The following is a 23,594-nucleotide window of genomic DNA, read 5'->3' on the forward strand; positions in this document are numbered from 1 at the left end:
GGTGAGTAAAGAGTGATAAATACAAAAATTCTGATTGATTTAGATAATAAGTTAAAGGATATAAAAACTATCTCAAAGAAAGAAGAATCTAAAAAAGAAGAAAAGGTAAATTCAGATTTTAAAGATTATCTTAATAAAGAAGTTGAAAATGATAATTCAAAGAGTTTAGCAAATAATACATCAGTACAAGAAAATAATAAAACTTATATTGGTAAAAATGAGATTTCTGAGAATGAAGATAATGTGGAAAATATATTATCAGAGGTAGCTAATAAAATAGAAGAATTAATAGATAGTGGGAATTTTATAGAAAGTAATGATTTTATAAAAAGCGAATCTGATATAGATGCTTTAAGTGAAATATTAATATTATTATCTAGACTTTTAAATAAAAATTTAAGTAATGAAAATTTAATTACTACCGATAGTGAGGTTAATAGTTTAAATAATTCTAGCTTAGATAATATAGAAAATTTATTCTTAACATTATTTAATTCAAAAGAGGATACAAAAATAGCAGATCCTTTACAATCTCTAGAATTACTAAGCAAAAGCAATAATAATTCAGGTAATATTGATATTAAGGATTTACTAAGAGATTTAAAAGGGTCAACTAATAGTATTTTAGAAGACATAAACTTAAATACTTTTGAGAGTAATACTATAGAGGATTATAAGGGTGAGTTATCAAATAAAATTATTTCTTTATTAGAATTATTACCAAAAGAATCTATAGAAAAAATATCTTCTAGTATTAAAGAGAAAGACAAGCTTAAAATAGTAAGTGCTTTGATATTACAAAAAGTAAATAATGAAGATAATATTATAGAAGAAAGTACTAGTAATACAAGAGTAATTGTAAATGATAATGTTGTAGATAATAAGGCTAACTCATTGGATAAGAATTCAAATAAAGATAAAAATCTAAATTATAATAATTCATTAAAACAAAATGCCTTAGATGAAAATAATGATGAAGATAAAATACTTTCTAAGATAATAGATAATGATAGTAAAGGATCATTTTCAAAAGTATTAAGCTATTATGATAAATTTAATAAAAATAATGTAGAAGTAATAAAAGAACCAATAGTTGTAAATAAGCAAACATTAGATTTAGATGTAATAAAAAATGTTAAGTTTATGATGAAAAATGCTGTTCAAGAATTAAAAGTTAAAATTTATCCTAAAGAGCTAGGAGAAATGACTATTAAAATTCTTTCAGAAGAAGGAATAATGAGAGCCGAGATAAAAGCAACTTCTAAGGAAACTTATAATTTATTAAATTCTAATTTACATGAGATAAAGAAAAGTTTAGTAGATCAAAATATTAAAATTCAAGAAGTAAATATAGGAATATATAATGAAGATACTACTTTCTTTAATGGAAAAGAAAATTCATCAGATAATTTTAGAAATCAGCAAAGCAGAGATAATAATAATAATCCTATATTTATTGATGACGAAGAAATTAAAGAAGAATTACTTAATGAAAGTAATGTAAATTTATTAGCATAGGGGGAAAACTAAGTGTCTAATGTTATTAATAGCTATACAGGTACTAGAGCAACTGATAGAGGAACACAAATAGTTAAACCTGGACAAGATATGGATAAAAATGCATTTTTAACAATATTATCTGCAGAGTTGTCTAATATGGATCCAATGGGAAATAACGATTCTACTCAATATGTTACTCAAATGGCACAATTTGCTTCAATGGAGCAAATGACAAATTTAAATAGCACAATGTCTAGTTATGCAAATAATTCAATGGTTGGTAAAGGGGTAACTTTAAAGAGTGTTGATAATGCAGGGAATCCTTATACTGGAATTGTGAAATCTGTAACTTCTACATCAGGTAAAACAACGATTTCTGTGGAAGTTAATGAAAATGGAACTAATTCTTATAAGGACTTTGATATAACAGATGTGCTTACTGTTTTAGATGTTCCTGATTATTCGTTACCATCAATTAATAATATTAATGGTAATATGTCATTTTTAGTTGCTTCTTCATTTATAGGAAAACATGTTGAATTAAGTGAGAAGGATTCAAAAGAAAATAATATTACTGGAGAAGTTTTAGGTGTACTAAAGGACCAAGGTGTAGTTAAGGTAAGAATTAAGTTACATGATTCGGATGAAATAAAAGAATTTACTTATGACAAGATAATTAAAGCTTCAAATAGTAGAGAAGAAATAAAGCTAGAGGAAGAGTAAGAAGTAAATAATTAAATTATTAAAGTAGGTGATTTTTTGAGCTTTAGAGTTATAAATGGAAAAGCTTATCCTGTAGGTAATTTTCAGTTACCAAACGAAAGTGTAAATGGAAAAAATAATCACTATAAAAGTAAGTTTAATGACATTTTAAATGAAGCTATAAATAAAGGTAGTGAAGAATATACACTATCAAAACATGCAGCAGACAGATTAAAAGAAATTAATTTTACGGATAAAGATATGGAGCAAATTGCAAAAGGATTCAAAATGGCACAAGATAAAGGCTCTAAAAATTCTGTAATGATATACAAAGATGTAGCTTTAATAGCTAGTATAGAAAATAAAACTGTAATAACAGCAATTGAAAAAGAAAGAGCTAAGGAAAATGTATTTACAAATGTTGATAGTGTTGTAATTTTATAAGCTGGACCTATTTTAGGAGGCTTGATTCTTGCTGAATGACAGATGCAAGAAAAAATAAAGGGTTGGAGGTCAATTTATGTTAAGATCAATGTATTCTGGTATAAGCGGTATGAAAGTTAATCAAACTAAGTTAGATGTTATAGGAAATAATATATCAAATGTTGGAACTACATCATTTAAATCATCAAGAGCAAGATTTAGTGATATGCTAAGTCAAAATGTCTCAGATGCTATGGCACCATCTAACAATCAAGGTGGAGTAAATGCTAGCCAAGTTGGGCTTGGAGTTCAACTTGCAAGTATAGATTCTGTTATGACACAAGGTATGATGCAACCTACAGGAAGACAATTAGATGTTGCAATAGATGGTGATGGATTCTTTATGGTAAGTAAAGGACCATCAATTTATGATGGAACTTTAGAAGTAAATCATAGGGCTGGGGCGCATAATATAACTGCTCAGTCATTAAGCAATTCTGGAAGCGAAATAATGTATAGTAGAGATGGATCATTTATCCTAGATGAGCAAGGGAATTTATTAACTGGTGATGGATTTAGAGTTATGGGTTATTCATTAACAAATGATGATAGCTCACAAGATGCAACAGGACAAGCTCCTAATGGAGTAAGCACAGCGGGATTAGACTTTAGATTTGGACCTGGATCACAATTAAATGGATATAAAATAGTTCTAGGATCTGTTGGACCAGGAACAGTTACATCTGCAGATGTTAATAAGGCTGAAAAACTAATAGTAGTAAATGGAGATTTTTCTAGAGCAGGAGCATTAACACCAGCTCAAGTAGAATCAGCAGTAAATAAAGGACTTTCTTCTGCTGGAATATCCCAACAAATGTTTGTTAGTGGAAAGCCTATTAGCTTTGAAGGTTTAGGATCATCAGCAGTCGTAGGTGGTACAGATGCATTAGCACCTAAAGCTATTACTATATCTGGGTTTACTATCCAACTTAACGAAGGTAGTGATTTAAATGGATATAGTTTTGAAATTGGAGAAATATCAAAAGATCCACTAGAAGTTAATATAGAAAAAGGAAGAAAGAAAATTGTTATTAATGCAGATTTTTTAAATAAATCATTTAATTCTGCAGATTTGCAAGATGAGTTAAATAGTAAGTTTAAAGGTGCAGGAATCACACAAGAAGCAAAAGTTACAGGAACTCCTGCAACTTTGGGTAATATAAGTGGTGGGACAGATGATTCAGGTAAAGTAAATTCTCCAGCTGAAATAGTAGATGCAAAAGATGGAAGTGCAGCTAAAGCTGTTGGTGGATTTACTTTTACTGGAGTAACTGATGGTGAACTTAATGATTATACTATTTCTATAGGAGAAAGTTCAGTAGGTACCCCACTTACAGTAGTAGTTGAAAATGGAAACATAATTATTAATGGTGATTTTAATACTACACCACCTAAATTTACTGATACAGAATTACAATCTAAGCTAAATAGTTCATTAAAAGCTAATGGAGTTAAGACTCAATTAACAGTTTCAGGAGTTGTTAATTCAGCAAATGTAACAAATAAAATTAAGTTCCAAGATGGTGTAACAGCGTCATCTCCAAAAGCGTTAAATATTGCTGGGTTAAATGTAGAACTTCCAGCAGGAACACTATTAAATAATTTAGAGTTTCAAATTACAGATATTAATGAACCAGGATTATCAGTAGAATATGTAGCAGCTTCAGGTGGAAATAATCATAAATTAGTTATTAAAGGTGATTTTACTAAAAAAGTTGCAGCAAGAGATTTAGAGGATAAGATAAATGCAGAGTTAAATGCAGAGTTAGGTACAAGTGAGAAAGTAAAGGTATCTGGAACATCAAAACCTTACACTGGATTAACTTCAGATAATATTGAAGGTGGAGAGGTTGATAAGGCACCAGGCAAAATTACTGTTGGTGGTGTTGAATTAACATTTGATGCTGGAGCAGCGTTGAATGGATACAAATTCCAAGTTGGACAAATAACACCTGGTACTAAGACATCAGCTACAATTGATGAAAAAGGAAAGACAATTACTATAAATGGTGATTTTGTAACTACAAATGCTATTACAGCTAAAAATATACAAGATGCTTTAACTAGAGCTTTAGAAGGAAAAGGAATAGCTCAAGGAATAACTTCAACAGGAAAACCAATGGAAATTGGAGGCGTTGTTTCAGAAGAAACAAATGGAGGAACTCCAATAGAAAGTATGAATACTGATGGAAGTATTAACTTTATAGATGCAACAAAAAATCTTAAATCATATGATGGAGAATTAAAAACTCTTAAGATTCCAGACAAGGTAAAAGTACCAGGTACAGATACAGAACTTAGAGTTAAAACTTATACCATAGATAAAAATGGTGTAATTAATGGAGTACTTGAAGATGGTAGAGTAGCGGCACTTGGACAAATAGCCATGGCAAGTTTTAAGAACCCAGAAGGTTTAACTAAGCTTGGAGGAAATCTTTATAGTTCATCAGTTAACTCAGGAGATGCTGTTATAAAGAGTGGTGTTGGAACTTTAAATGATGATAACTCAAAAGGGTATGGAGATAATCTTCAAGGAATGCTTGAAATGTCAAATGTAGATTTATCAGAACAATTTACAGATATGATAGTTTCAAGTAGAGCTTTCCAAGCATCAGGAAAAATGATAACTACTGGAGATGAAATTCTTCAAGATATAATTAACTTAAAGAGATAATAAAACAAAATAGATTGCTCATGCTCAGTTGATCCAATAAACTGAGCAAAGCAGTCTAACTATATAAGTAAATTACGAAAAAGTATTTTACATCTACTAAAGTGAATTTACTATAGTGAAGAGGGGAATTAAATGATTAATGTAACAGCTATGAATAATAAAGATTTTATTTTAAATGCAGATCATATAGAGAAAATAGAAGAGGTTCCTGAAACTTTAATTACATTAACTAATGGTAAAAAGTATATTGTGCTTGAAAGTGTAGAAGAGATAGTAGAAAAAGTAATTAGATACAAAAATAAGATTGTTACTTATAGATTATAATGGGAGGCAATATTATATGAAAAAGTCAGACATATTAACCTCAGTGGGTTTAATATTAAGCATAGTATTAATGATTTATGGAATGCTTATTGGAAGTAGTCTTAAAATTTTCTGGGACTTAGCATCTGTAATAATAACTGTAGGAGGATCTTTATCAGCTCTTTTAATAACATATTCATTAGAAGAAGTGAAAAATATGGGAAAGCTTTTCATACAAGCTTTTAAGGAAAATAAATCATCAGGAAAAGATATAATTGTAAGATTTGGTAATCTTTCTAAAAAGGCTAGAAGAGAAGGCTTGTTATCATTAGAGGATGATATTTCAGAAATGGAAGACCCTTTTATGAAAAAAGGATTACAAATGGTTGTAGATGGTATTGAGCCAGAAACAATAAGAGAAATATTAGAGTTAGAAATTGGTGAAATGGAAAATAGACATGAAAGAGGAGCAGGTATTTACGCTGCTTGGGGAGCTTATGCACCTGCATTTGGTATGCTAGGGACTTTAATTGGATTAATTCAAATGCTTGCAAATTTAACAGATGTCGCTAATATTGCATCTGGTATGGGAAAAGCCTTAATAACTACATTCTATGGTTCACTTTTGGCTAATATTTTCTGCAATCCTATTGCTTCTAACTTAAGACAAAAGAGTGCAAAGGAAGCTGGAGAAAGAGAAATGATTTTAGAAGGAATACTTGCAATACAATCAGGTGTAAATCCAAGAATTGTGGAAGAAAAGCTAATAACATACTTACCTCCTAAAGAAAAATTAGAATATTTAAATAACAGCATTGAAAATGGTGAAGGAGTTGTTATTTAATGGCTAGAAAGAAAAAGAATAAAGGTGATGGCTTAAGAGGCGATGAATGGATGGCAACTTATGCTGATACTGTAACTTTATTGCTTACTTTTTTCGTTTTGTTATATTCAATGGCTACTGTTGATGCTGAAAAAACAAAAAGTATTTCTAATGCCTTTGTATCAATGATGAGTGGGCAAAGTGGTGACAGTATAATGGAATATAACATGTATAATGGTGAAGTACCTTTAATTGGCGGAGAAACGGATGATAATATAGAGGGTGGAGAGTCCTTAACAGAACAAGAAAAAATGTATAAGAATGTTAAAGAATTTGTTAATGAAAATAGATTAGAATCTGTAGTAGATATAATCGATAATAAAAGAGGAGTAATAATACAGCTAAGAGATAACGTATTATTTGAAACTTCAAGTTCTGATTTAAGAGAAGAAAGTAAAGAAGTACTTAATAAAATCAATTCTCTTCTAGCATCTATAGATAATTTAATATTAGTTGAAGGTCATACAGACAATAGACCTATAAATACAAGTAGGTTTCCATCGAACTGGGAATTATCTGCTGATAGAGCAGTTAATGTAGTTAAATATTTTATAGAAGTAATGGGACAAGATCCTTCAAGATTTAGTGCGGCAGGATATGGTGAGTACCATCCAGTAGCAGCTAATGATACTTATGAAAATATGGCTAAAAATAGAAGAGTTGATATTTTAATTGTGACAACTGAAAAGGAGGAAGAATAAAATGGCTGAAAGCAAGCAAGAGAAAAAAAAGGGTAGCAAATTAATTATAATAATTGCTATTCTAGCAATTTTGGGTGGGGGGACATTTGGGGGAGTATATTACTTTATGAATAAAAATAATGCCTCACAGCCAGTTGTTATGGAAGAAGCTTTTTTTGAAGTTGGAGAAATATTTGTTAATTTAAGTGATGGAGGATCAAATAGATATATTAAGCTTAACCTTTCAATAAGTTATGACAAAAATAATAAAGATTTAACTAAAGAAATAGAAGATAAAAAAGTAGTACTTAGAGATGTAGCTAATTTCTATATAAAATCCTGTAAGGCAAAAGACTTTGAGCCAGCAAATGAAGCAGTTATTAAAGGTGATATTGTAGCTAGAATGAATCAAAAATTAAAGTCAGGTATATTAAAAGATGTATATATAAGCGATATTATAGTACAATAGAAGGAAGTAGAGTTAAAAGATGGATTTAGTGTTTATGATAGTTAGACTAATATCTGCACTTATTGTAGTACTGGGACTTATGTATTTAGTATTTAAAATAAGTGGAAATAGACTTAACAGGTTTAATGAAGGAAAATATGTAAAAATATTAGAAAGAGTTCAAATATCTAAAGATACATCAATAGTAGTGGTAAAGATTGGTAAAAAAGGTTATATAATGAGTTCGTCTAATAATAATACTGAAAAGATAGATGAAATATCTGAGGAAGATATATTGCTTTTAGAAGAGGAGAAAAGAAGAGAAAAAGAAAAGATTAATCAGCAATATGAAGTAGCTATTAAAGGTTTAAAATCTAAAGTAAATAAACTTAAGAATAAATATAACTAAAAGGAAGATAAGTATGAGTAAAAAGAAAAAATATTTATTTATGATGCTAATAGCATTGACGTTAATATTCACCTTTGATAAATGCGTAAGTGCTGAGCCTATAAATGTACCAAACGTTAATATTTCGGTAGGTGGTGAATCTACTTCTCCTCAAAATTATGTTGACAATATAAAATTGTTAATAATACTAACTATTTTAACATTATTACCTTCAATAATAATAATGATGACATCTTTTACAAGAATAATAGTTGTATTTTCATTTTTAAAAAATGCATTAGGAGCGCAACAATCTATACCAAATCAAATACTTATAGGATTAGCATTATTTTTAACTATATTTATAATGCAACCAGTGTATAGTGAGATTAATAACAATGCATTTAAGCCTTTTATGGAAAATACTATAACACAAAATGAAGCTATGGAGGCTGGAAGCAAGCCTTTAAGGGAATTTATGTTAAAGCAAACAAGACAAAAAGATTTAGAGTTATTTGTTGAAGCATCAAAATTAGATAAAGAAGAAATAACAAGAGATAATATTCCATTAACTGTTGTTATACCAGCTTTTGCAATAAGTGAACTAAAAACAGCTTTCCAAATAGGATTTTTACTTTTTATACCTTTCTTAATAATAGATATGGTTGTAGCAAGTGTACTTATGTCAATGGGAATGTTTATGGTACCACCTGTTATGGTAGCACTACCGTTTAAATTATTATTATTTGTAATGGTAGATGGTTGGTATTTAATGGTTAAGTCATTGATAATGAGCTTTGGAGGGTAGGTGATATGTATGAGTGAAAATTTAATAATAGGAATTGTTAGAGATGCATTATATACATCATTAAAGGTAGCAGGACCTATTTTAATAGTATCAATTTTAATTGGATTAATAATAAGCATATTTCAAGCAACCACTCAAATACAAGAACAAACATTAACCTTTGTTCCAAAACTTATAGGAATTGCAGCTGTAGGACTAATGTTATCAAGCTTTATGTTACATACACTAGTATCTTTTACAGAAAGAATATTTGAGCTTATTATTAAGATATCTACTTAGGGGGTAGGTAAAGTATGATAGATACAGCCTACTTTTTAGCCCTGTTTTTAATATTTTTAAGAGTGACGGCATTTTTTGCTATAACTAATATATTTTTTCCAAATGGAACACCGAAAACATTAAAAGCTATGTTTTCTTTCATATTTTCCTTTGCATTACTTGGAGGAATAGATTATTCAAATATAAATTCAATAACTAGCAATTATTATTTAGTTATTTATATGATTTCAGAAGTCACAACAGGATTAGTTCTTGGATTAATCTCTAATATTGCTTTTGAAGTAGTACTTATGGCAGGGAGTTTAATAGATGTACATATAGGGTTGAGTATGGTTAATACAATAGATCCAAATAGTAAAACGAGTACGACTATAAGTGGTAATTTGCTTCATTATGTAGCATTAATGATTTTCTTTGTAGTAGATGGACATCATATGCTTATTAAATTGCTTATAGAGAGTTTTATAATACTACCGATGGGTAAAAGTTTAATGTATCCAGATACAATGATGGTACTTATAGAAGTTATAGCAAAGTATTTTGTAATAGGATTGAAAATTGCAATACCAATAGTATTGATAATTATATTAACAGATCTTTGTATGGGACTTATTTCAAGAGCTGTCCCACAAATAAATGTGATGATACTTGGTATGCCAGTTAAAATGCTGGTTGGGATAATTGCAATATCGGTATCACTGCCAATTATAATAAAGTTATTTGTTAGTAGTATAAGTTATTTACCAGATATATTCAGAAAAATAATGACAACTGTTCCATTAATTTTTTTAATTGGTGCAGATGAAAAAACAGAAGAAGCTACGCCAAAGAAGAAAAGTGATTCTAGAAAAAAAGGGCAAATAGCTAGAAGTAAAGATATTGGTCTTGCAATCACAATGATAGCTACTATATTAGTTATTGTTACATTAAGTGGATTTATAGTATCTTCCTTGAAGGATAATGTAGTTTATTTTCTAGGAGATATGGGGTCAATGGAAGTTACTGAAAATAGCATAAAAGGTATTAATACTCTTATTATAAGCAAAGCAGCAATGGTAATAATGCCTGTTATTTTACCTATAATGATTGCTGGAGTTGCTGCAAGCTTAATTCAATCTGGATTTTTAGTAGTTAAGGATGCTATAAAGCCTTCATTTGGAAAGCTAAATCCGATTAATGGATTTAAGAATATGTTTTCTAAAAAAGCTTTAGTTGAACTAATAAAAAACTTAATTCTTATTTCAATAGTGATATACATTTCCTATTCATATGTAAGAGATAACTTTGATAAGATAATGCAAATTGGAAATTTATATTTACCTACTTTGGGGGGAGAAGTTAAATCTTTAATAGTAGGTATATTTGTGAAAATATGTATATTATTAGTTGTAATTGCAATTATAGATTATGTTGTTCAATATATGCTTTTCAAGAAGGATATTAGAATGACTAAACAAGAAATTAAAGAAGAATACAAACAAATGGAGGGAGATCCTCAAATTAAATCTAAAATAAAACAAAGGCAAAGAGAAATGTCTCAAAGAAGAATGATGCAATCAGTTGGTGATGCTACTGTTGTAATTACAAATCCTACTCATTTAGCTGTTGCAATAAAATATGAGGAAGGTAAGATGGAAGCACCTAAGGTTGTAGCTAAGGGAGCAGATGCGATAGCTATAAAGATAAAAGAAAAAGCTATTGAGTCTAAAGTACCAATAATAGAAAACAAGCCTTTAGCAAGAATGATATTTGAATCTGTAGAAATTGATAAAGAAATTCCACAAGATATGTATCAAGCTGTAGCAGAAGTTTTAGCTATGGTATTTAAATTAGATAAGAAAAAAAGACGTACTAGATAATAAAGGATGGGATAAGGTTGCTTGTAAATAATAAAATTAATTTGAAGAAAAACACAGATATATTAGTAGCCTTTGGTGTATTGGGTATTGTACTTATGATAATAATACCTCTTCCACCGATAATATTAGATATTTTATTAGCATTTAATATTACACTTTCAGCTGTAGTAATAATGATCACTATGTTTACGACAAATGTATTACAATTATCAGTCTTTCCAACACTACTACTTGTAACAACACTTTTTAGATTAGGCCTTAACATATCATCTACAAGGCTTATATTAAGTGAAGGTAGTGCAGGAAGTATAATCGAAGCCTTTGGAGAATTTGTTATAGGCGGAAACTATATCGTTGGAATAATAATTTTCTTAATTATAGTAATTATACAATTCGTAGTAATAACTAACGGTGCAGGAAGAGTTTCAGAAGTATCGGCAAGATTTACTTTAGATGCTATGCCAGGTAAACAAATGAGTATAGATGCTGATTTAAATGCTGGAATAATTGATGAAGTAACGGCAAGAAAAAGAAGACAAGACTTACAATCAGAAGCAGATTTTTATGGATCTATGGATGGGGCGTCTAAGTTCGTAAAAGGAGATGCTATAGCAGGGATAATAATAACTTTAATTAATATAGTAGCAGGAATTGTTATTGGAGTAATGAGCGGTATGAGCTTTACACAAGCTGGAGAATTATACACAAGACTCACTATTGGAGATGGGTTAGTTAGCCAAATACCAGCATTATTAATATCCACAGCATCAGGTATATTAGTAACTAGATCAGGTTCTTCTGATAACTTTGGTAAAACATTTAGCAAACAACTTACTGCATTCCCTGTTGCACTTGGAATAGTTTCTGCAGTAATGTTCTTTTTATCTTTAATACCAGGTATGCCAAAGATTCCATTTTTATTAGCAGCTGTTACAGGAAGTGTTGCTACATATCTTTTAATAAAGGAAGATCAGAAAAATCAAGAAGCTGAGCTTGCAAAGGTAGAAGAAGAGTATACAGAAATGGAAAGAAAAGAGCCTGAAAATGTAATGAGTTTAATTTCTGTAGAACCTATGGAAGTAGAAATAGGTTATGGATTAATTCCTTTAGCTGATGAATCAACAGGTGGAGATTTACTTCAAAGAATTGCTTCAGTTAGAAGACAATGTGCAATTGAAATGGGAGTTGTTGTACAACCTATAAGAATAAGAGATAATCTTCAATTAAAAACAAATGAGTATGTAATAAAGATAAGAGGAACTGTTATTGCCTCAGCAGAGCTTATGGCAAATATGTTACTTTGTATGGATCCATCTGGAGAGAATTCTCAAATATCTGGAATAAGAACTATTGAACCTACATTTAATTTGCCAGCAGTATGGATAAATAAAGATCAAAGAGAAGAAGCAGAAATAAAAGGTTTAACGGTTGTAGATCCAACTACAGTAATGGTAACCCATTTAACTGAAACTATAAAATCTCATTCTTATGAATTACTTGGAAGACAAGAGGTTCAATTAATAGTAGATAATACTAGAGAAAAATATAGTACAGTTGTAGAGGAACTTATACCAGACTTAATGACAATAGGAGAGCTTCAAAAAGTATTACAAAATTTATTAAGAGAAAAAGTTCCAATAAAAGATATGGTTACAATAATGGAATCTTTAGCAGATAATTCAAGACTTACAAAGGATCTAGAACTTTTAACTGAGTATGTTAGATTTGCATTAGCAAGAACAATTTGTAATCAAGTAATAGATGAAGATAGAAGTATAACAGTTGTTACTTTATCTCCACAAATAGAAGAAATAATATCTGCTAATACTCAAAAATCTATGCAAGGATCATTCCCAGCAGTTGATCCAGATACAACTACTAGAATACTTGAGAGTGTAAGAGATACTCTTGATAGAGTATATTTTTACAATAATCAACCAGTTATATTGGTATCACCTAATATAAGACCTGTATTTAGAAAGCTTATAGAAATGGTATTTCCACATGTGATGGTCATATCATTAAATGAGATACCAAATGACGTAGAAATAAGAACTGAAGGAGTTGTATCATTGTAATGGTAATTAAAAAATACTTAGTTAAAAATATGAATGAAGCTCTAACTAGAATAAGGTATGAGCTAGGTAAAAACGCTATTATAATTAGTCAACGAAAGGTAAGAGAATCAGGTGTTAAGGGATATTTTAGACCTAAGCTTATTGAAGTAACAGCAGCTTTGGAAAATAACAAGATAGATAAAAAGAGTAAATTAAATATGGGAAATGAAAATGATATAGATTTTAAAGATTCACTAGACAGTATTAACAAGATAATAAATGATAGTAAAGATACAAAGTTTGATAAAGGTCAACAGATTAATAAAGAAGCAGCTTTAACAAATGCAGATAATATAAAAGAAGAAGTAAAAGAAATCAAAGATTTGTTAAATAAAGTTATTAGAAATACTAACAAAGAAGAGGAAAAAGACTTAGTATTAGAATATTTAAAAGATATTGATATTGATGATGAACTAATAAAAGAAATATTAATGAATAAGTATGATAATTTAGATGAATTTAAAATATACTTTAAAAGTTTGCTAGAGAATGAAATTGAAGTTTGTACTGCAAGCTTAAATGGTAAAGTAGTTTTAGTAGGGCCAACAGGAGTAGGAAAAACCACAACTATAGCTAAGCTTGCAGGAAGATTAGCATTAATTGAAAAAAAGAAGGTTGGTTTAATTACAATAGATACATATAGAATTGGTGCTGTAGAGCAATTAAAAACTTATGCGGAAATTATGAATATCCCTTTTAAAGTAGTTATAACTTTAAAGGAAATGGAATTTGCAGTTAATCAGCTAGAAGATTGTGATGTAATATTAATTGATACGACTGGTAGAAGTAGCAAAAATACTATGCAGATTTCAGAACTTAGAGCTTTTATTCAAAAAGTAAATGCTGATCATATAGCATTGGTTATAAGTGGAACAACGAAAAATAGAGATATACAAACAATAATCAATGGATATAGTGAAATTGGCTATGAAAAAATGATAATAACTAAACTTGATGAAACTAGCTCATATGGATGTATGTACAATATTATAAAGAAAGCACAAAAGCCTATAGCATATATTACTACTGGTCAAAATGTTCCAGATGATATTAGAATCCCTTTAAAAAGTGAAATTTCAAGACTTATTCTAGGGGAGGAAACTATATGTTAGATCAAGCTGAAAGCTTAAGGAGACTAGCAAGAGGTGAAGCCCTAGAGGAGCAAAAAGGAAAGCCTAGAATTATTACAGTAACATCAGGTAAGGGAGGAGTCGGTAAGAGCAATTTTGTAGTTAATTTAGCAATTACATTAGTACAGAAGGGAAAAAGAGTATTAATATTTGATGCTGATATAGGAATGGGAAATGATGATGTATTAATGGGAATATATCCTAGAAATAGTGTTTTAGATTTAATAAATGGTAAATTAACAATGGAAGATATTATAGTTAATGGTCCAGAAGGAGTTAAGTTATTACCAGGTGGAAGTGGTCTCAATAATATAGAGGATTTAGAGCAAAATCAAAGAGATTTGTTTTTAAAAAAGATAGAAATGTTAGAGGGATTTGATTATATCTTTATAGATACAGGTGCAGGAATAAGTAGAAGCGTTTTGGCTTTTATTGCATGTTCTGATGAAGTAATATTAGTAACGACTCCAGAACCAACATCATTAACAGATGGATATAGTTTATTAAAAGCAGTAGATCATTTCAAAATAAAGGATAGGGCAAGTATAGTAGTTAATAAGATATTAGAAAAAAAAGAAGGAGATCAAACTTTTTCGAAATTCAAAATGGCAGTTAATAGATTTTTAAAGATAGATGTAGGCTTTTTAGGAGTTGTATATGAGGACAGAAAACTTATAATGTCTGTAAGAGAACAGCTTCCATTTGTAATAGGATATCCAAATTGCGATGCAGCTAAATGTATAAAAACTATAGCCGAAAAAATTATAGGTGAAAAAAAAGAAACTATGGGAGCAGGAGCTCAAGGGTTGTTTAAAAAATTATTTAATATTTTTTCTTAGGGGGTCAGTCATGGCAAAATTAGAACTTGGTATAAATTGCAAAATTGATGTTTTATGGGAAGAAGGTATGTATAAATCTTCGATTCAAGATATAAAGGATGATGAAATACTAATAACTATTCCGGTAAGTGATGGTATTTATTTAACATTAAAAGATGGAAATGAAATAGAGCAGATTTTTTATGATGATAAAGGAAATGTATTTGGATATAAGAACAAGGTTTTAGGTCGAGTTATAGAAAAAGATATACCATTTTATAGAGTAAGTAAACCTTATGATGTAACAAGAATTCAAAGAAGAGACTACGTAAGAGTCAATGTTGTACAAATTATCAATTATATAAAGGAAGAAGAGTTAAAAGCAAATATTAGTGGGGAAGAAAAGTATGAGCATGCATTGCTTCTTGATTTAAGTGGTGGAGGTATGCGAATTAAGATAAAAGAAGAAATTAAAGTTTCAGATATTATAATTGCAAATTTAACATACGATAACGAAAAAATATCTGTGAGAGGAAAAGTTATAAGGGTCGATAAAGCACAAGATAAAAAATATATATGTGGTATAAATTTTGATGATATAGATAGTGGAACTAGAGAAAAAATTATTAAAACTGTATTTACAATAATGAGAAAGCAAAGAGAACTTATTTAGAGGAGGTCATTAATATGGAATGTCAAAGCCCTGTAATTCATAAAGAACAAATAGTCGAAAAGTATATACCATTAGTTAAATATTTGGCTTCTAGAGTTATGCTCGGTAAAACTAAGTATATAGAATATGAGGATTTAGTGAGCTACGGAATTGTTGGGCTTTTAGATGCAATTAATAGATATGATTCAACGAAAGGGATGAAGTTTTCATCTTATGCAACTTTAAGGATCAAAGGAGCTATGATTGATGAAATAAGAAAATGCAGACCTATTTCAAAAGGAGCTATGGATAAATTAGCAAAATATAATGAATGTGTTGAAAAGCTTCAAAATAGATATATGAGAGATCCAAGTTTACAAGAAATTGCTCTAGAATTAAATATATCGGTGGAAGAAGTTTCTCAAGTTGAAAATTATATTAACTACATGTCTATAATGTCTTTAGAATCTATAATTTATTCAGACGATGATGATGTAACTATAATGGAAACCTTAGAAGACAAAAATTCTATTTCTCCTGAGGAATCTTTAGAGTATAAAGAAAAATTAGAGATTCTCGCAGAAGCAATTGAAAGGTTAAAAGATAAAGACAAGCTTATTTTAAATTTATATTATTATGAGAAGTTGACACTAAAAGAAATTGGACAAATCTTAGAAGTTTCAGAATCTAGAGTTTGTCAGTTACATAGCAGAGCAATAAGAAATTTAAGAGTAGTAATGCAAAAAATAAATTATATATAGAAAGTAATTTATTTTGAACATAATAGAGGGGAAAAGATTATGCTTCCTATATTAACAATTTTAATAGGAATTATGCTTATAATTTTAAATATTAAGGCAATAAAAAAAGAGAATAAATCATTTGATAAAATATTAGAGAGAGAAGAATCAAATAATGATAAAGACTATGGTTTAGAGATAATAGCTATAAGAAAAGACTTAGCAGAAACTGTTTTAGACTTGCAGAAAGAAATTGAGGAATTAAAAATTTCAATCACTGATATTAAGAGTTCTAAGATAACAGACGATAATAAAATAAATATAACAAGTTTTGAAGTAGAAGAATTAGATAATGATTTAAAAAAAGAGCATATTAATAGCGAATTTAATGAGAATGTAATATCTGAAATAAATTTTTCAAATAAGTCAAATATTTCGTATAACAATTTAAAAAATGATAAGTTAGAGAAAGTAAAATTACTTCTAGAAGCTGGATTAACTGATGAAAAAATATGCGAAGAGCTATCCATAGGTAAGGGGGAAGTATTATTAATAAAAAGTTTATTAAAAAATTAACTGTAATATTTGATTTCTTAACAGATAGAAAAGTACTTATGGGAATAGGAATAGGAATGGTATTAACTTCGATTTTTATGTTTGGATATAGCTATAATAAAGAGATTTCTAGTGATAAGATAGAAGAAAAGGCTAGAGATCTTGGAATGCACTATGATGATGAATGTAAAGTACTATTTAAAGGGGATGAGAGCAATGATTAGAAGTCTATATACAGCTGTGTCAGGATTAATATCACTAGAAAATAGGCAAAACAATATTACTAGCAATATGACTAATGCTAATACAACAGGCTTTAAGGGAGATAATTTATCAATCAAAAGCTTTGATGAAGTTATGATGCAAAATAGGGATAAAGTAATTAATGGTAAAAATGTAACACAAAAATTAGGAACTATAAGTCTAGGATCAGAAATAGATAGTGTTGATACTGCATTTACTCAAGGACTTATAAAAAGCACTGATAAACAAACAGATTTTGCTATAGAAGGTAGGGGGTTCTTTACTATAGAAAGACAAACCAATAATGGTAACGAAATATTATATACAAGAGATGGTAATTTTAAAGTTGGAAATGATGGATATCTAATAAATACTAATGGTGATAGAGTTCTTGGAACTAATAAAAATACAGGTGAACTTGAGCCTATATTTGTTGGTGGAGATAAATTTGTTTTAGATCAAAATAATAATATTTATGTAGGAAATAGATCAACTCATAATTTAGCAACTGCAGACTTTAGTGATTATGGAGATTTACTAAAGGTAGGGGACAACTATTTTAGAGGAGAAAATCCTATATATAATGCACAAGTATGGGTTACACAAGGTGCATTAGAAGGATCTAATGTAAATATTTCTAATGAAATGGTTAATATGATAACTACAATGAGAAATTTTGAAACTAATCAAAAAATAGTACAAACTATTGATGAAACTTTAGGAAAGGCTGCAAATGAAATAGGAGCAGTTAAATAGTAGGGGGAGAATGTATGTTAAGAACATTATGGACTGGTAGAACAGGAATGAATGCAAATCAGGATAAGTTAGATGCAATTTCAAATAATATAGCAAATTCAACTACTATGGGCTATAAGAAAATAGATGTTGGTTTTAAGGATTTACTTACAGAGTCCTTAGATAGAAAAGGAATTCCACTTAATGATAAGGAGTCTGTAATTGGGACTGGTACAAGAACTTCAGAATGGTTTAGAGACAACTCACAGGGGATGCTTCAAGAAACTTTAAGAAGTACTGATTTATCAATAGATGGATTAGGATATTTTAAAATTATTTCTGATAATGGTCAAGAATCATATACAAGAGATGGAGCTTTAGCTATTGATTCTAGAGGTAGGCTTGTAGATAATAGAGGAAATAAATTAGAGTTAAATTACTTAGATGGATACTCAGAAGATAATGTTGTGTTTAATAAAGATAACTTTTTAGTAGATAAAAAAGGCCAAGTGTATATAAAAGATAAAGGAAACTTTATACAAGTTGCTGAAATTCCAGTATATACAGCTGTAGGAGATAGAGCTTTCTTATCAATAGGAGATAATTTATTTACTCCATCACCAGGAGTAGAAGTCCAAAGAACAACAAATTTTGATATATATCAAGGTTCATTAGAAGGATCAAATGTTGATATTGCAACTGAATTTTCAGAGATGATAGTAACACAAAGAGCCTTCGAACTTAGCTCAAGAGGAGTAAAAACTGCAGACGAAATGTGGGGAATGATTAATAACATGAGAGCTAGGTAGAAATGGGAAGAATTAAAGAGTGAAATAGTGAAAGAATTAAGGGAATAATTAAAGAATGAAATAATTAAAGAGTGAAATAATTAAAGAGTGAAATAATTATGGTTATAATTCAGATAAGCTGAATTATTGAATAAAATAAAGGCTGAGATTTTCTCAGCCTTTTTAATTCTATTTAGAAGTTCCAGTGGAATTTCATCCATAACTTTTTCTTTTTTCATTCTTTCATTAGTAATTTAGCTAGCTAAATTATAGTGATGATACTGCAGCAGTTATTGGTGGAACTACTTGTTTCTTTCTTGAAAGTACTCCATCTAAGAATGCAGTATTGTCTTTTAGTGTAACGTTGAATGCTTTTTCTACTATTTCTGGTCTATCTCCAGCAACTAGTATTTGAGATCCTTCGTTTAGTATGTCTGTAAGTAATAACATTACCATATCTAGGTTAGCTTCTTTTGCTTTAGTGTTCATATAAGCTAACATTTCATCCTTAAGTGGCATAAATCCTTCAATATCCATTGTATTTACTTGAGCTATACCAACTCTTGTATCTTCAATTCCAAAAGGCTTGAAATCTTGGTTAAAGATTTGTTCTACTGTTTTTCCTTTTAATGAAGTTCCAGCCTTGAACATTTCTTTAGCAAATTCTTCTACATTTATTCCAGCTATTTCTGCTAATTTTAAGCAAATGCTCTTGTCTTGTGGAGTACAAGTTGGACTTCTAAATAATAGTGTATCTGAAATTATTGCGCCACATAAAAGTCCAGCAGCTTGCTTGGAAGGTCTTATTCCATTTTCAAAGAAGCATTTACCAACTATAGTAGAAGTACTTCCAATTGGTTCACTTCTAAAGTATAGTGGACCGCTTGTTTGAATATCAGCTACTCTGTGGTGATCTATTATTTCTAAAATTTCTGCATCTTCAAGTCCATCAACAGATTGACTTCTTTCATTATGGTCAACTTGAATGATTTTCTTTTTAAAGTTAGAAATTAAATGATATCTTGATACAGTACCAAGTACTTTACCATTTTCTGAAATAACAGGATAACTTCTGTATCTTGTATCTATCATAACTTTTTTTACGTCTTCTACTAAGTCATCAGTTGAGAATGTTACTAATTTTTCTTTAATCATAACATATCCAACAGGAATACTTTGAACTATAAGTCTTGAAGCTGTAAATGAATCATGAGGTGTACTTATAATACTTACGTTATGTTGTTTAGCTTTTTCTACTATTGCATCAGTTGGTGCATGAGAGCCTGTTATTATTAGTAAAGATATATCAAGATCAAGTAAAGCATCTTGAACTTCTTCTCTATCTCCAACTATTGCTATATCTCCAGCTTCTATATGATCTTTCATACTTTCTGGTTTCATTGCTGAAACAACAATCTTTCCAGGGAAAGTTTTTCTTTCATAATTTACAAATACTTCTTTTGCAGATAATGTATCAACAATATTTTCAAAAGTAGTATTACTCTTAGCTAAAATTTTATTATCCCATATATCCATATAACATGAAGTTAAGTTAGATACAGCTAGAACTCCAAGTAAATGATCATTTTCGTCAGCGACTGGAAGAGTTTTTATATTTTTATCCTTCATTATCTTCCATGCAGTTTTTAATGAAATTTCAGGAGATACTGGAGTTATTCTATCAAACTCTAAATCTTCTATTTTTAATTTTACAGTTTTTAATAATTGAGGAGCTTCAACTCCGAAATAATCAAGAATATATTGAGTTTCTTGACTAACATTTCCTAATCTTACTGGTATTGCAGGCAGATTGCCTGTCTTATTTTTATATTCAGCATATGAAAAAGCTGCACATATTGAATCTGAATCTGGATTCTTATGTCCAGTTACATAAATTACATCTTTCAAATTTTTACCCTCCTTAGTTAATTACATATATACCTATTCTATATTTATATTTTAAATTTGTAAAGCTATCTATTTAAAGTATGTGTAGAAATTTGTACAATTAAACTCGATAATTAATAATTATAAAAATGAAAAATTATTAGATTAACATAGTAATAATTAAAAAAAATCATATCTTTGATTTTACTAAATATAATATATAGAAACTATTATAAGGAGGACAACCGGTGATACAAGAACGAGAAATGTCTAGGGGTCTATCTACAAAGGAAGCTGAGAAAAGACAAAGCACTTATGGGTTAAATGAATTGTCACACAAGAAAAAAACATCACCTGTAGTAATATTTTTATCTCAATTTAATGATTTTATTGTTTGGGTATTAATAGCTGCTACTGTAATATCTGGATTAATGGGAGATACTGCAGATGCTATAACGATACTTATTATAGTTGTTGTAAATGCAATAATGGGATTTGTTCAAGAATATAGAACAGAAAAGTCCTTAGAAGCATTAAAGGAATTAGCAGCACCAACTTGTAAAGTTATTAGAGATGGGGTATTGAAAGTATTAAATTCAATAGAAGTTACTATAGGAGATTTAGTAATCTTAGAAGCTGGAGATAGAATTCCAGCTGATGGTACATTTATTGAAGCATCGGGGATGATGATTGATGAATCTCTTTTAACTGGAGAATCAGTTGGAGTATCTAAAGATTCAAAAAGAGGAAAAAACCAAGGATTTATGGGAACAACAGTATTAAAAGGAAGAGGAATTTTACTTGTTGATGGTATTGGAATGAATACAGAAATGGGGAAAATAGCAAATCTTTTAGATAATATTGAAGAAGAAAAATCTCCATTAAGAGAGAGATTAGATTCACTAGGTAAAATATTAGTAGTACTATGCTTAACTATTTGTGCAGTTGTAACAGTACTTGGAATACTTAGAGGTAATGAAATAACAGAAATGTTCTTACTTGGAGTTTCATTAGCTGTTGCGGCAATTCCAGAAGGACTAGCAGCTATTGTAACAGTTGCACTAGCATTAGGCGTATCTAGAATGTTAAAGAAAAATGCTTTGGTAAGAAAATTGCCAGCAGTAGAAACACTAGGTTGTACTTCTGTTATATGCTCAGATAAAACTGGAACATTAACTCAAAATAAGATGACAGTAAAAGAGATATATATGAATGGTAAAATTCATGATTTAGATAAAGAAGAGTTAACTAACCATTCGACTATGATGAAAGCCTTAGTTTACTGTAATGATTGTAATTATGATTTTAATGTTAAAAACATAGAAAAGGCTTTACATGGGGACCCAACTGAAACGGCATTAATAAAAGCTTTCTTTAAAGATGTGAATTTGCTTAAAGCTTTTGTTTCTAATGCAAAAAGAATTTACGATATTCCATTTGATTCTTCAAGAAAGATGATGAGCGTTATAGTTAGGGAAGGAACAAAGGAAGTTTGTTATATGAAGGGAGCTCCAGAAAGAGTTATTGAAAGGTGTACCCACATATTAGAAAATGGAACTATTAAGCCTTTAACAGCTCAAAAGAAAAAGCAAGTTGCATCATATATAGAAGCTATGTCAAATAGAGCTTTAAGATGTATAGCTGCTGCATATAAAGAAACTGGATTAGTAAAAAATGAAGGTTTAGAAAAAGATTTGATATTCTTAGGCGTTGCAGGAAGCATTGATCCACCAAGAGTTGAAGTTAGGGATGCAGTTCTTAAATGTAAACTTGCAGGTATACAACCTGTAATGATAACAGGAGATCACAAAAATACTGCACTTGCAATAGCAAAGTCAATAAATATTTGCAACACAGATGATCAAGCTATGACTGGTGAAGAAATAGAAAAGACTAGTGATGAAGAACTTATGAGAAAAGTTAAAAATGTAAGAGTATTTGCAAGGGTATCTCCACATCATAAGCTTAGAATAGTAAAAGCCTTTAAAAAGCAAAACAATATAGTTGCAATGACTGGGGATGGTGTTAATGATGCTCCAGCAATAAAGGAAGCAGATATAGGTATTGCTATGGGGATATCTGGAACTGATGTAACTAAAGAAGCTGCTTCAATGGTATTAATGGATGATAATTTTGCAACTATAGTATCTGCTGTGGAAGAAGGAAGAATAATATATGATAATATAAGAAAGTTTATAAGATATTTATTATCTTGTAATCTAGGTGAAGTATTAACCATGTTCTTAGCATCAATATTTTATTTACCGAATCCACTTACTCCAATACAAATTTTATTTGTTAATTTAGCAACAGATGGTTTACCAGCAATCGCTCTTGGTGTGGATCCTGCTGATAAAGATATAATGATGCAACAGCCTAGAGAAAAGAATGAAGGTATTTTTGCAAGAGGCTTATGGTCAAAAATTGTTGTGAGAGGATGTCTAATTGGTATTTGTACTTTACTTTCATTTATGACAGGAAGATTGTATGGAATGGACTTAGCTACATGTAGAACACTTGCATTAATAACACTTGTTATGTCACAATTGCTACATGTTTTTGAATGTAGATCAGAAAGACATTCTATTTTTGAAATTAAGGTATTTAGTAATCCGTATTTAGTTGGAGCTGTAACTGTCTCAATGCTTATGGTATGTGCAATACTATATGTACCATTTTTAGCAAGTATATTTAATACCGTTCCATTAAAGCTTGGACAATGGGCTATAGTTTTATTCTACTCAGGAATAATTTTCTTAATAAATAGTGTGTATTTATTTATAAGATCAAAAAAATAGTAAATATATATGATTTCAATTTGTTATTTTGATAAAATAATTAAATTGGCTATTTAGTAATATACTGTATTGATTATATAGTATATTGATTAAAGCATATATAAATATGAATTAAAATATAGGG

The 23,594-nt window shown here is 29.4% G+C and carries 23 protein-coding genes and 1 pseudogene; 23 read left to right on the plus strand and 1 reads right to left on the minus strand.

Translation table 11 applies throughout. The annotated features are described in order from the left end of the window. Nucleotides 1–12 precede the first annotated feature (12 nt). The 22 genes and pseudogenes from I2E83_RS07640 to I2E83_RS07740 all read left to right on the plus strand — a co-directional run bounded on the left by I2E83_RS07640 (nucleotide 13) and on the right by I2E83_RS07740 (nucleotide 18,806). The gene (locus I2E83_RS07640; protein WP_195429348.1) at nucleotides 13–1,518 is read left to right on the plus strand and encodes a flagellar hook-length control protein FliK; all 1,506 of its coding nucleotides are present in this window, start codon (nucleotides 13–15) and stop codon (nucleotides 1,516–1,518) included. 12 nt (nucleotides 1,519–1,530) lie between these two features. Continuing rightward, complete coding sequence (locus tag I2E83_RS07645; protein ID WP_195264257.1) at nucleotides 1,531–2,223, plus strand: flagellar hook capping FlgD N-terminal domain-containing protein; 693 nt, start codon at nucleotides 1,531–1,533, stop codon at nucleotides 2,221–2,223. Between the two features lie 36 nt (nucleotides 2,224–2,259). Then, nucleotides 2,260–2,646, plus strand: a complete 387-nt coding sequence (locus I2E83_RS07650; RefSeq protein WP_195264258.1) for a TIGR02530 family flagellar biosynthesis protein — start codon at nucleotides 2,260–2,262, stop codon at nucleotides 2,644–2,646. An 88-nt stretch (nucleotides 2,647–2,734) separates the two neighbouring features. Continuing rightward, nucleotides 2,735–3,247, plus strand: a pseudogene (locus I2E83_RS18010) (flagellar hook-basal body complex protein); the annotation flags it as partial. 252 nt (nucleotides 3,248–3,499) lie between these two features. Continuing rightward, nucleotides 3,500–5,359, plus strand: a complete 1,860-nt coding sequence (locus I2E83_RS07655; RefSeq protein ID WP_243242138.1) for a flagellar hook-basal body complex protein — start codon at nucleotides 3,500–3,502, stop codon at nucleotides 5,357–5,359. 132 nt (nucleotides 5,360–5,491) lie between these two features. Continuing rightward, nucleotides 5,492–5,683 carry a flagellar FlbD family protein gene (locus I2E83_RS07660; RefSeq protein ID WP_195264260.1) on the plus strand — a complete coding sequence of 64 codons (192 nt, stop codon included), beginning with the start codon at nucleotides 5,492–5,494 and terminating at the stop codon, nucleotides 5,681–5,683. 16 nt (nucleotides 5,684–5,699) lie between these two features. After that, nucleotides 5,700–6,506 (plus strand): motility protein A, encoded by an 807-nt coding sequence (locus tag I2E83_RS07665; protein ID WP_195264261.1) that lies wholly within the window; start codon nucleotides 5,700–5,702, stop codon nucleotides 6,504–6,506. Further along, entirely contained in the window at nucleotides 6,506–7,246 is a 741-nt protein-coding gene (locus I2E83_RS07670; RefSeq protein WP_195264262.1) for an OmpA family protein, read from the plus strand. Before I2E83_RS07665 ends, I2E83_RS07670 begins: the two co-directional genes overlap by 1 nt. A gap of 1 nt (nucleotide 7,247) precedes the next feature. After that, nucleotides 7,248–7,694 (plus strand): flagellar basal body-associated FliL family protein, encoded by a 447-nt coding sequence (locus I2E83_RS07675; RefSeq protein WP_195264263.1) that lies wholly within the window; start codon nucleotides 7,248–7,250, stop codon nucleotides 7,692–7,694. A 19-nt stretch (nucleotides 7,695–7,713) separates the two neighbouring features. Continuing rightward, entirely contained in the window at nucleotides 7,714–8,082 is a 369-nt protein-coding gene (locus tag I2E83_RS07680) for a flagellar biosynthetic protein FliO (protein ID WP_243249603.1), read from the plus strand. A 13-nt stretch (nucleotides 8,083–8,095) separates the two neighbouring features. Continuing rightward, a complete protein-coding gene (gene fliP, locus I2E83_RS07685; RefSeq protein ID WP_195264265.1) occupies nucleotides 8,096–8,869 on the plus strand; it encodes a flagellar type III secretion system pore protein FliP in 774 nt (257 codons plus the stop codon). 9 nt (nucleotides 8,870–8,878) lie between these two features. Then, nucleotides 8,879–9,148, plus strand: coding sequence for a flagellar biosynthesis protein FliQ (fliQ, locus tag I2E83_RS07690; protein WP_035285706.1), 270 nt, complete (start codon nucleotides 8,879–8,881; stop codon nucleotides 9,146–9,148). Nucleotides 9,149–9,162: 14 nt separating this feature from the next. Beyond that, the gene (locus I2E83_RS07695; protein WP_195264266.1) at nucleotides 9,163–11,007 is read left to right on the plus strand and encodes a fused FliR family export protein/FlhB family type III secretion system protein; all 1,845 of its coding nucleotides are present in this window, start codon (nucleotides 9,163–9,165) and stop codon (nucleotides 11,005–11,007) included. 17 nt (nucleotides 11,008–11,024) lie between these two features. Next, nucleotides 11,025–13,085 (plus strand): flagellar biosynthesis protein FlhA, encoded by a 2,061-nt coding sequence (flhA, locus tag I2E83_RS07700; protein ID WP_195264267.1) that lies wholly within the window; start codon nucleotides 11,025–11,027, stop codon nucleotides 13,083–13,085. Continuing rightward, complete coding sequence (gene flhF / locus I2E83_RS07705) at nucleotides 13,085–14,236, plus strand: flagellar biosynthesis protein FlhF (RefSeq protein ID WP_195264268.1); 1,152 nt, start codon at nucleotides 13,085–13,087, stop codon at nucleotides 14,234–14,236. Before flhA ends, flhF begins: the two co-directional genes overlap by 1 nt. Further along, on the plus strand, nucleotides 14,230–15,093 hold the full coding sequence (locus I2E83_RS07710) for a MinD/ParA family protein (protein ID WP_195264269.1): 864 nt from the start codon (nucleotides 14,230–14,232) through the stop codon (nucleotides 15,091–15,093). The genes flhF and I2E83_RS07710 overlap by 7 nt, the downstream gene beginning before the upstream one ends. A gap of 10 nt (nucleotides 15,094–15,103) precedes the next feature. Then, nucleotides 15,104–15,745, plus strand: a complete 642-nt coding sequence (locus I2E83_RS07715; RefSeq protein ID WP_195264270.1) for a flagellar brake domain-containing protein — start codon at nucleotides 15,104–15,106, stop codon at nucleotides 15,743–15,745. A gap of 14 nt (nucleotides 15,746–15,759) precedes the next feature. After that, nucleotides 15,760–16,485 (plus strand): FliA/WhiG family RNA polymerase sigma factor, encoded by a 726-nt coding sequence (locus tag I2E83_RS07720; protein WP_195264271.1) that lies wholly within the window; start codon nucleotides 15,760–15,762, stop codon nucleotides 16,483–16,485. A 39-nt stretch (nucleotides 16,486–16,524) separates the two neighbouring features. Next, nucleotides 16,525–17,040 carry a hypothetical protein gene (locus tag I2E83_RS07725; protein ID WP_195264272.1) on the plus strand — a complete coding sequence of 172 codons (516 nt, stop codon included), beginning with the start codon at nucleotides 16,525–16,527 and terminating at the stop codon, nucleotides 17,038–17,040. Nucleotides 17,041–17,078: 38 nt separating this feature from the next. Continuing rightward, nucleotides 17,079–17,243, plus strand: coding sequence for a hypothetical protein (locus tag I2E83_RS07730; protein ID WP_195264273.1), 165 nt, complete (start codon nucleotides 17,079–17,081; stop codon nucleotides 17,241–17,243). After that, nucleotides 17,236–18,018, plus strand: coding sequence for a flagellar hook-basal body complex protein (locus I2E83_RS07735; RefSeq protein WP_195264274.1), 783 nt, complete (start codon nucleotides 17,236–17,238; stop codon nucleotides 18,016–18,018). Before I2E83_RS07730 ends, I2E83_RS07735 begins: the two co-directional genes overlap by 8 nt. Nucleotides 18,019–18,032: 14 nt before the next feature. Continuing rightward, nucleotides 18,033–18,806, plus strand: coding sequence for a flagellar hook-basal body complex protein (locus I2E83_RS07740; RefSeq protein ID WP_195264275.1), 774 nt, complete (start codon nucleotides 18,033–18,035; stop codon nucleotides 18,804–18,806). 246 nt (nucleotides 18,807–19,052) lie between these two features. On the opposite strand, the gene I2E83_RS07745 is transcribed toward I2E83_RS07740, so the two are convergent. Beyond that, entirely contained in the window at nucleotides 19,053–20,693 is a 1,641-nt protein-coding gene (locus I2E83_RS07745) for a putative manganese-dependent inorganic diphosphatase (protein WP_195264276.1), read from the minus strand. 227 nt (nucleotides 20,694–20,920) lie between these two features. On the opposite strand from I2E83_RS07745, the gene I2E83_RS07750 reads away from it, so the two are divergent. Beyond that, nucleotides 20,921–23,470 carry a calcium-translocating P-type ATPase, SERCA-type gene (locus I2E83_RS07750; RefSeq protein WP_195429351.1) on the plus strand — a complete coding sequence of 850 codons (2,550 nt, stop codon included), beginning with the start codon at nucleotides 20,921–20,923 and terminating at the stop codon, nucleotides 23,468–23,470. Nucleotides 23,471–23,594: the final 124 nt, after the last annotated feature.

This window comes from Clostridium sp. D46t1_190503_E9 (genome assembly GCF_015555225.1).
Taxonomy (GTDB): domain Bacteria; phylum Bacillota; class Clostridia; order Clostridiales; family Clostridiaceae; genus Clostridium.

What these genes read in the sequence shown, in the direction of transcription:
- I2E83_RS07655 (WP_243242138.1), top strand. Translation starts at nt 3,500, where the DNA reads ATGTTTGTTAGTGGAAAGCCTATTAGCTTTGAAGGTTTAGGATCATCA.
- I2E83_RS07660 (WP_195264260.1), top strand. Translation starts at nt 5,492, where the DNA reads ATGATTAATGTAACAGCTATGAATAATAAAGATTTTATTTTAAATGCA.
- I2E83_RS07665 (WP_195264261.1), top strand. Translation starts at nt 5,700, where the DNA reads ATGAAAAAGTCAGACATATTAACCTCAGTGGGTTTAATATTAAGCATA.
- I2E83_RS07670 (WP_195264262.1), top strand. Translation starts at nt 6,506, where the DNA reads ATGGCTAGAAAGAAAAAGAATAAAGGTGATGGCTTAAGAGGCGATGAA.
- I2E83_RS07675 (WP_195264263.1), top strand. Translation starts at nt 7,248, where the DNA reads ATGGCTGAAAGCAAGCAAGAGAAAAAAAAGGGTAGCAAATTAATTATA.
- I2E83_RS07680 (WP_243249603.1), top strand. Translation starts at nt 7,714, where the DNA reads ATGGATTTAGTGTTTATGATAGTTAGACTAATATCTGCACTTATTGTA.
- fliP (WP_195264265.1), top strand. Translation starts at nt 8,096, where the DNA reads ATGAGTAAAAAGAAAAAATATTTATTTATGATGCTAATAGCATTGACG.
- fliQ (WP_035285706.1), top strand. Translation starts at nt 8,879, where the DNA reads ATGAGTGAAAATTTAATAATAGGAATTGTTAGAGATGCATTATATACA.
- I2E83_RS07695 (WP_195264266.1), top strand. Translation starts at nt 9,163, where the DNA reads ATGATAGATACAGCCTACTTTTTAGCCCTGTTTTTAATATTTTTAAGA.
- flhF (WP_195264268.1), top strand. Translation starts at nt 13,085, where the DNA reads ATGGTAATTAAAAAATACTTAGTTAAAAATATGAATGAAGCTCTAACT.
- I2E83_RS07710 (WP_195264269.1), top strand. Translation starts at nt 14,230, where the DNA reads ATGTTAGATCAAGCTGAAAGCTTAAGGAGACTAGCAAGAGGTGAAGCC.
- I2E83_RS07715 (WP_195264270.1), top strand. Translation starts at nt 15,104, where the DNA reads ATGGCAAAATTAGAACTTGGTATAAATTGCAAAATTGATGTTTTATGG.
- I2E83_RS07720 (WP_195264271.1), top strand. Translation starts at nt 15,760, where the DNA reads ATGGAATGTCAAAGCCCTGTAATTCATAAAGAACAAATAGTCGAAAAG.
- I2E83_RS07725 (WP_195264272.1), top strand. Translation starts at nt 16,525, where the DNA reads ATGCTTCCTATATTAACAATTTTAATAGGAATTATGCTTATAATTTTA.
- I2E83_RS07730 (WP_195264273.1), top strand. Translation starts at nt 17,079, where the DNA reads ATGGGAATAGGAATAGGAATGGTATTAACTTCGATTTTTATGTTTGGA.
- I2E83_RS07735 (WP_195264274.1), top strand. Translation starts at nt 17,236, where the DNA reads ATGATTAGAAGTCTATATACAGCTGTGTCAGGATTAATATCACTAGAA.
- I2E83_RS07740 (WP_195264275.1), top strand. Translation starts at nt 18,033, where the DNA reads ATGTTAAGAACATTATGGACTGGTAGAACAGGAATGAATGCAAATCAG.